Genomic DNA, 380 nt, shown 5'->3' with positions numbered 1-380 from the left:
ATGACGCATTCGGAGCTGCGGCAGCTCGCCGACACCGATGGCGTTTCGATCGGCGCCCACACCTTAACGCACCCTTCCTTGCCGCTACTGAAACGGGACGACCTTAAACGCGAGATTTCAGGCAGCCGCCAAAAATGCGAGGAGATTACAGGACGCCGGGTGGTGGGATTCGCATACCCGTTTGGAGATTTCGATGGCAGCACCGCCAACGCCGTAAGGTCTGCCGGCATGGACTATGCAGTAACCACCCTGCCGCGTGAAGCTGGGCCCCGCGTTGATCCTTTCCGATTGCCGCGCGTTACGGTCGCCGATTGGGGTGAAGCTGACTTTCGGCGTATGGTGCTATGCTATGGCTGACAATTCAGGCGGACGGCCGCGTG

The 380-nt window shown here is 60.3% G+C and carries 1 protein-coding gene; it reads left to right on the top strand.

Annotation, left to right across the window (positions count from 1 at the left end):
- Positions 1 to 357: polysaccharide deacetylase family protein (locus EN807_RS33100; protein ID WP_135937986.1), on the top strand; the 357-nt coding region annotated here is incomplete at its 5' end.
- Positions 358 to 380: the final 23 nt, after the last annotated feature.

It is taken from the genome of Mesorhizobium sp. M5C.F.Ca.ET.164.01.1.1 (genome assembly GCF_004792125.1).
Taxonomy (GTDB): domain Bacteria; phylum Pseudomonadota; class Alphaproteobacteria; order Rhizobiales; family Rhizobiaceae; genus Mesorhizobium; species Mesorhizobium wenxiniae.
This window is presented reverse-complemented; position numbering and strand designations above follow the sequence as displayed.